At 62.1% G+C, this 7,634-nt stretch carries 6 protein-coding genes; 4 read left to right on the top strand and 2 right to left on the bottom strand.

From position 1 onward, the window contains the following. Together LBK75_11640 and LBK75_11635 are read right to left on the bottom strand one after the other, a co-directional pair. On the bottom strand, window positions 1-138 hold a 138-nt coding region (locus LBK75_11640), incomplete at its 3' end, for an ATPase (protein MDR1158930.1). 93 nt (window positions 139-231) lie between these two features. Then, entirely contained in the window at window positions 232-1,464 is a 1,233-nt protein-coding gene (locus LBK75_11635; GenBank protein MDR1158929.1) for an ATP-binding protein, read from the bottom strand. Between the two features lie 276 nt (window positions 1,465-1,740). Between LBK75_11635 and trkA the strand changes: the two genes are divergently transcribed. From trkA to LBK75_11615, 4 genes are all read left to right on the top strand, one after another. Then, the gene (gene trkA / locus LBK75_11630; protein MDR1158928.1) at window positions 1,741-3,108 is read left to right on the top strand and encodes a Trk system potassium transporter TrkA; all 1,368 of its coding nucleotides are present in this window, start codon (window positions 1,741-1,743) and stop codon (window positions 3,106-3,108) included. A gap of 114 nt (window positions 3,109-3,222) precedes the next feature. Next, on the top strand, window positions 3,223-4,677 hold the full coding sequence (locus LBK75_11625; GenBank protein ID MDR1158927.1) for a TrkH family potassium uptake protein: 1,455 nt from the start codon (window positions 3,223-3,225) through the stop codon (window positions 4,675-4,677). A 268-nt stretch (window positions 4,678-4,945) separates the two neighbouring features. After that, window positions 4,946-7,393 carry a protein kinase gene (locus tag LBK75_11620; protein ID MDR1158926.1) on the top strand — a complete coding sequence of 816 codons (2,448 nt, stop codon included), beginning with the start codon at window positions 4,946-4,948 and terminating at the stop codon, window positions 7,391-7,393. Between the two features lie 61 nt (window positions 7,394-7,454). After that, the coding region (locus LBK75_11615; GenBank protein ID MDR1158925.1) for a hypothetical protein at window positions 7,455-7,634 on the top strand (180 nt) is incomplete at its 3' end.

Raw genomic sequence — 7,634 nt, 5'->3', positions numbered from 1 at the left:
CGTATTCCCGTAATGCCGTCGGCCGAATTCCTCCAAAACCCATGTTTTCCCTACCTGGCGGACACCTTTCAAAATCAGCGGTTTGCGGTGTTTGGACTCTTTCCACGCAAGCAGCTTAGGCAGAATTAGTCGTTCCAAAAACATCGCCTCACACTTCTATGAGATATTATAGCACAAATATCACACTATTACAAGTAATTTCACGAAAAACATCACACTATTTTACCGGTATCAGATCAGCCAAATGGGTACTATCAGATTCTCTCGGTCGAACGCGCCAAGTTGTTCGGCCATGCAGAGGACCGCCCCGGCGCCTCGGCGCAGGGGCGATTTGTCAATGGCGCCAAATACGCGGGTCAGCCGCTTGTCCGGACTCGCCGTCTTCTTGATCTCCATCGGATACAATTGGCCGTCGCTCTCCAGCAATAGATCAATCTCCTTGGCGTCCCGGTCCCGGTAGTAGTACAGGCGGGGTTCCAACGCGTTGTTTTGATAACTCTTTACAATCTCCGAAACCACATAGTTTTCAAGCAGCGCACCGTTCATCGCGCCGTTCATCGCGGTCTCCGGGCTGCTCCACTTGGAAAGACAGCAGACCAGCCCCGTATCGCAGAAATACAGTTTAGGCGCTTTTACGGTGCGCTTTAGCACATTGTTGGAATACGGATGCAGATAAAATACAATGCCGAGCGTTTCCAAAATATTCAGCCAGTTTTTCGCGGTGGATTGGTCTATATCCGCATCGTCCGCAATGCTTTTGACATTCAGCAATCCGCCGGTGCGGGCCGCCGCGGCCGTGATGAAGTTCGTAAACTTGAGAGAATCTATGGCGGCGGAAAGCGCCCGCACATCCCGATTTAAATACGTTTCCAGATAATTGGCATAGAAGACCTCCTGATCCGTATACCGACCGCTGACGAGCGCCGGCATCCCGCCCTTCCAGACGCGCTCGTACATCTGAGGCGCGGCAACAGGCGCGGTGAGCGCCTGCCGCGCCGTCAGCGCTTCGACGTCAAGCGCAAACGGGGCCGCCTCCCCGCCGCCGGCAATTTCTCGTTGCGACAGAGGCGACATGCGCAGCAGCGCCACACGCCCGGCCAAAGACTCCCGCACGCCCCGCATCAGCTTGAACGCCTGCGAACCGGTCATCCAGAAATCGCCGGGGTTGTGGTTTTTGTCTATGTGTATCTTGATATAGGTGAACAGTTCCGGGGCGTACTGCACCTCATCAATGAGGAGCGGCGGCCTGTGAAGCTGAAAGAACATCGCGGGATCGCTTTTCGCAAGCCGCCGCTCCTCCCATGCGTCCAGCGTGACATACGCCCGCCGCCCCCCTTCTTCGGCCATGAGCTTTTGCAGCATGGTCGTTTTCCCTGTCTGGCGGGGCCCGGTGAGCAAAAGCGCGGGATATTGCCCGCTCAACCGGAGAACAATGTCCTCCATGCTGCGTTTGATGTACCGCATACCGCAATCCCTCTTCTAAAATCGGCTAAAATTTGTATCGTTCCTATTATAGCCGATTTTTTTCGTCTGCGCAAGAGGTTTTTTTGAAGTGCTGAGTGCTGAGTGCTGAGTTTGGAGTTGCGGGGGGACGGGGGACGGGGGACGGGAACAATAGCCGTATTGACAATTCGGGGTAAAAACCGGATAATAAAAAACGGATCATCGAGTGAACTTCCGGCGCCTATGTGCCCAAAAATTGGAAAATCCGGGATGTCTTTTTGCATCGGAGGCTTTTGTGTGAAAATCATCATCATCGGCGACGGGAAGGTCGGGTATAACCTCGCCGAGAACCTCTCGCGCGAATCGGACAACGACGTGACGATCATCGACAAAAACGCGGAGGCGCTGCGTAAGACCATCGAGAACCTGGACGTCCGCTGTATCAAGGGCAGCGGCGTCAGCACCAAGATCCTGCTGGAGGCCGGAGTCCGGGAGGCGGATCTGCTGATCGCCGCCACCTCCAGCGACGAGATGAATATGGTGTGCTGCCTCACGGCCAAAAAGCTCGGCGCGGAACACACGATAGCGCGGATCCGCGACCCGGAGTACGCAAACGAGCTCTCGCAGCTCAAAACCGACCTCGGCCTCGACCTCGTCATCAACCCGGAGCGGGCCGTGGCCTCCGAGATCGTGAAGCTGCTGGAATTCCCGTCCGCCTCCAGCGTGGAGATGTTCGCGAAGAGCCGCGTGGAGATGATCGAGATCAAAGTGCCCGCCGACATGCCCATCGTCGGGATGCCGCTGAAAGACATCTCCAAAAAAGTCTCCTCCTCCGTGCTGATCGGCGCCGTCGCGCGCGGCGGCGACGTCATCATCCCCGACGGGGAGACGGTGATACAGGCCGGCGACCTCATCTATATCATCGGGCGGCCGTCCCGGATCTTTCGCTTCTGCACCCAGATCGGACTGCACACCCAGCGGGTCAAAAACGTCATGATTGTCGGCGGCGGCCGCATCGCCTACTATCTCACACAGTACTTGGACGAGAGCGAGATCAGGGTCAAGATCATCGAAAGCCGCGCCGACCGGTGTGTCGAGCTCTCCGAACTGCTGCCGAGGACGCTGATCATCCACGGCGACGGCTCGGACGACAAGGTGCTCCACTCGGAAAACCTGAGCCACATGGACGCCTTCGTGTCCGTCACCGGCATGGACGAGGAGAACCTGATGACCGCCCTGCTGGCCAAGTGGTGCGGGGTGCCAAAGGTCGTGGCCAAGATCAACCGGACCGGCTACACCCAGGTGATCCACGACATGGGCATCGACAACCTCGTGCAGCCCAAGCTCATCACCGCCAACTACATCCTGCGGTACGTGCGGAGCCTGCAAAACGAGATGGGCAACCCCGTCAACACGCTCTACCAGATCCTCGGCGAACAGGCGGAGGCCATCGAGTTCATCATCAGCCGCCCCTCCAAACTGCTGGACACGCCGCTGCGGAAGCTGCCGCTCGTGCGGGGCGTGCTGGTCGCCGTCATCGTGAGGGGCAGCGACATCATCATCCCCCACGGAAACGACTGCCTCAGGCTCGGGGACCATGTCGTCCTGATCACCAGGGGGCGCCCGCTCTCGGACCTCGACGACATCTTAGACAACCGGAACTGAGTGCGCAGCACTTAATATATTAACGTGGGTTGCACCTGCAACCCACAACCCAAATTCTTGTTTTTTGTTGCCGCTTCGCGGCAACAAGGTACTAAATCGCGCGGATGTGAAACTATGAATTATCTGATGGTCTTCAAAAGCCTGGGCACGCTGTGTTACATCGAGGCGGCCGGGATGCTGATTTCGTTTGGCATCGCGCTGCCGGGCGGGGACGGCGACGCGCCGGCGTTTTTGCTCTCCGCTCTGATCACAGCGGCGGTGGGGCTGGGGATGAGCGCCCTGCGGCCGAAGAGCACCGACATCTACGCGAAGGACGGCTTCGCCGTCGTCGGGTTCGGCTGGCTGCTGGTGTCCGTACTGGGCGCGCTGCCCTTTCTGCTCAGCGGGGTCACCCCTTTTGTCGTGGACGCGCTGTTTGAGTCGATCTCGGGCTTCAGCACGACGGGCGCCAGTGTCCTGCGGGCTGTGGGGAGCCTGCCGCGGGGGATTTTGTTTTGGCGCAGCCTCACCCTCTGGATGGGCGGCCTCGGCTTTCTGGTCCTGATGCTGGCCATTTTGCCGGGCGCGCGGGCCAACACCGTCCACATCATGCGGGCGGAGTTCCCCGGCCCCAGCCCCGACAAATTCGTGCCCAAAATCGGGCAGGTGGCCAAGATCCTCTACGGCATCTACCTCGCCGTCACGGCGGCGGTGTTTCTGCTGCTCCTCCTCGGCGGCATGGGACCCTTCGACGCCGCCGTCCACGCCCTCGGCACCGCGAGCACGGGCGGTTTTTCGAGCCGCGGCGCGAGCGTGGGCGCCTTCGACAGCGCCTACGTCGAGGGCGTTATCACGGTGTTCATGCTGCTTTCCGGCGTCAACTTCACGCTCTATTACGCGCTGCTAAAGCGCAATTGGCGGCCCGTGTTGCGTGACGAAGAACTGCGTCTCTACACGGCGACCGCTCTCGCGGCGGCCGCCCTCGTCGCGCTGAATCTCCTCAGCAGCGGCGTCTATCGCGCGCCGGGAGAGGCGCTGCGGCACGCCTCGTTTCAGGTCGCCTCCCTCCTCTCGACCACCGGATACACGACGGCCGACTTCAACGTCTGGCCCGCGCTGAGCCAGTTTGTCCTCTTCCTGCTGACAGTGCTCGGCGCCACGGCCGGCTCCACGGGCGGCGGGCTGAAATGCGTGCGCGTCCTGCTTCTGTGCAAAATCGCCCGGCGGGAGGTGGGCAAGCTGATCCATCCCCGCTCAATCCGGGCCGTCACCATCAACGGCAAAGCGGTGGAGGAGTCCACGCTGTCCGGCGTCGTGATTTTCTTTTTTCTCTATGTCCTCCTCGCGGCGGCCGGCGTCCTCGTGCTGTCGACCGACGGAAAAGATCTCTTCTCGACGATCTCGGCGGTTTTCGCCTCTCTCAACAACATCGGTCCGGGTCTCGGCCTCGTGGAAACGACGGGGCATTACGCCGATTTTTCGGCGGTCGGCAAGCTCACGCTGTCGCTGTGTATGATCGTCGGCCGTTTGGAAATTTATCCTGTTCTCTTGCTCTGCGCCCCCACATTTTGGCGGCGCGTAAATCTGTGAAAAATCGACGCGCCCCGACTTGGCGATCGCCAATTGTCGTATCTTGCAAATCGCCTCGCGATGTTATATACTAACGTGGGTTGCACCTGCAACCCACAACCCAAATTCTTGTTTTTTGTTGCCGCTTCGCGGCAACAAGGTACTAATGACTGTGGGTATATGATGGATTTTGACGCCTCCAAATATTCCATGTTTTTACAAAACATCCAAATGTTTTCTTTTTGAGCGAATGGGCGCCCCACATTCCAAGCGCGAGGAAGATGATGAGATGTTGCAGGAGAACTTTGTATGCCCCTGGGATGGATGGGTCTTCACGCGTCTCCTGGGGAACGGCGCATACGGCAGGGTCTACCTGGTTTCCAGACAAGAATACGGCAGTACTTATTACTCCGCGATCAAACACATTCCCATCCCCGGCGACACCGGTCAGATTGACGACATTTTCGCCGAAGGCATGGCGACCAACGCCGCCACACTCCAGACCTACTGCATGCAGATTCTGGAATCCTTTATGACGGAAATCAACATCAACGTCGAACTGCGCGGGCACACGAATTTCGTCTCCTACGACGACCACAAGATCATTCCGCGCGCGGACGGGCCCGGTTACGACATCTACATTAAAATGGAGTACTTGCAGAACCTGACCGGCTATATGCGGGAGTTTCCCATCCGCCTCCTCGATGTGGTCAAGCTGGGGGAGGACCTTTGCAACGCGCTGGCCGTGCTGCAAAAGCGCAGCCTCGTCCACCGGGACGTGAAACCGGAGAACATCTTCATCAGCCGCGGCGGCGATTTTAAGTTGGGTGATTTTGGAATATCCAGAATGCTGGACGAATCGGTGACGCGGATGTCGGCCCGGGGCACCACGATGTTCATGGCCCCGGAGCTGATTCGTCAGGAAAAGGGCGACTACCGTGTGGACATCTACTCGTTCGGGCTGGTGCTCTACCGCCTGCTCAACGGGGGCCGTGCCCCTTTCCTGCCGCCGCCGCCCGCGCTGATCTCGCATTTCGAATACCATACGGCGCAGGAGCTCCGGGTAAAAGGGGATCCGCTGCCGCCGCCGGCCTTCGCCGACGCCGCGCTGTCGGGGATCATTCTGCGGGCCTGCGCGTTCGAGCCGGACAGGCGGTGGCGAGACGCCGCCGAGATGCTGGAACATCTGTACGCCTACCGCGCCTCTCTGACGGGCCGCGCCCTGCAGACGGTTGTCATGAACAGGCTGCCGGGCCACGGCGAGTCGGGACAGGGCCAGCAGATCGAACACCGGACGAAACTGCTGTTCCCGGTGCAGGCCCCGAGCACGCCGCCGGCCCCGCCGACGTTTGCCCCGCACCCCTCCGCGGCGCCCACCTACGCACCGCCGACAGGCATGCCCTCCGGGGAACCGCCGGCCCCGCCGTATCCGCCGTATGCCTCGCACCCCTCCGGGGCGCCCGCTTACGCGCCGCCGGCGGGTATGCCCTCCGGGGCGCCGCCGTATGTCCCGCACCCCTCCGGGGCGCCCGCTCACGCGCCGCCGGCGGGCATGCCTTCCGGGGAACCGCCGGCACCGCCGTTTGCGCCGCGGCCGGCCGCGGCGCGCAGCCGCGCGCCGCAAAAAGCGCTTGTGCTGACACTCACGGCCGCCGCGCTCCTGACGGGCGCCCTGCTGTACTATTTCCGGGCGTCTTGGCTGCCGTTTTTGGCGCCGCGGTCGTCGTCCGCGCCACCCACCCCTCCCTCCTCGACCCAGGAAACGCCGTCGAGCGCCGTCTCGCCGCCGAGCGAACCCCCGTCCGCGCCGCCCACCTCGTCCGGCGTCTTATTTGCCGACGCGGCGATTGGCGCGGCTGTCCGGGCCGAGCTGCAAAAACCGGCCGACGCGGTCGTCACCCCGGAGGATCTGATGCTCATCACGGAGCTGCAGGCGGAGGGCGACACGGTGACTTCTCTGGCGGATCTGCCCGCACTGCCGAATCTCAAGGTGCTGCGCCTGCGGGGGCAGTCTCTGCCGGATCCGTCGCCACTGGCGTTCCTGCCGGGGCTGGAAGTGCTGAACCTGGCCGGCTGCCGGCTCGGCGACGCGGCTTTTCTCGGGTCCCTGACCGGGCTGACGCGGCTCGACATCAGCGCCAACGAACTTTCGGACATCCAGTTTGCACGGTCTCTGACCGGGCTCACCTACCTGAACATCGGCGACAACCACATCGAAGACCTGTCGCCTCTGGCCGCCCTGCCGGCGTTGGAGACCTTGGCGGCGGCCGGCAATCCGGTGGCGGACTGGTCCGTGGTCGCGCACATCCCGCATGTGGACGGGGCGCCGTCCACACCCACGCCGACACCCCCGCCCACACCCGCGACGCGACCTACGCCAACCCCTACCCCGCGGCCCACACCGACGCGGCCCACACCGACGCCGACGCCCCCGGAGCAGACGCCGGAACAACCTCCCGCGCCGGCGCCCACCCCCACGCCGCCGCCGGTCGTCCCGGTGAGCGGGGTGACGGTGTCGCCCGGGTCGGCGCTGCTGGATGTGGGCGAGCGGATTCACCTGACGGCCGCGGTCGCCCCCGCCGACGCCACCAGCAAAACCGTGACCTGGTCGAGCGCCAACACCTCGGTGGCCTCCGTCGACCGTGACGGTAACGTGACGGCTCTCGGCGCGGGCACGGTATACATCACGGCCAGCTGCGGCGGCCGGAGCGGGCGGTGCGTCATCACCGTCGGGTAGAGAGATAAATGCGAGAAAAAATACCGCGCGGCCGGGCCGCGCGGGGATTGAGGTGTTTTTGATGAGAACGAGAGTACGGAGAGGGACGGCCGCGGTGCTGACGCTGGCGCTGACGGCGGGGCTGTTTGCGCTGGGCGCGCCGGCGGCCGGGGCCATCAACGTGGCCCAGCGCCGTGTACCGGTGGCGGGCGGCATGACGCACTCGGTGCTGGTGAAAGACGGGATCGTGTATACCTGGGGG

Source organism: Oscillospiraceae bacterium (assembly GCA_031265355.1).
Classification (GTDB): Bacteria; Bacillota; Clostridia; order Oscillospirales; family UBA929; genus JAIRTA01.
This window is presented reverse-complemented; position numbering and strand designations above follow the sequence as displayed.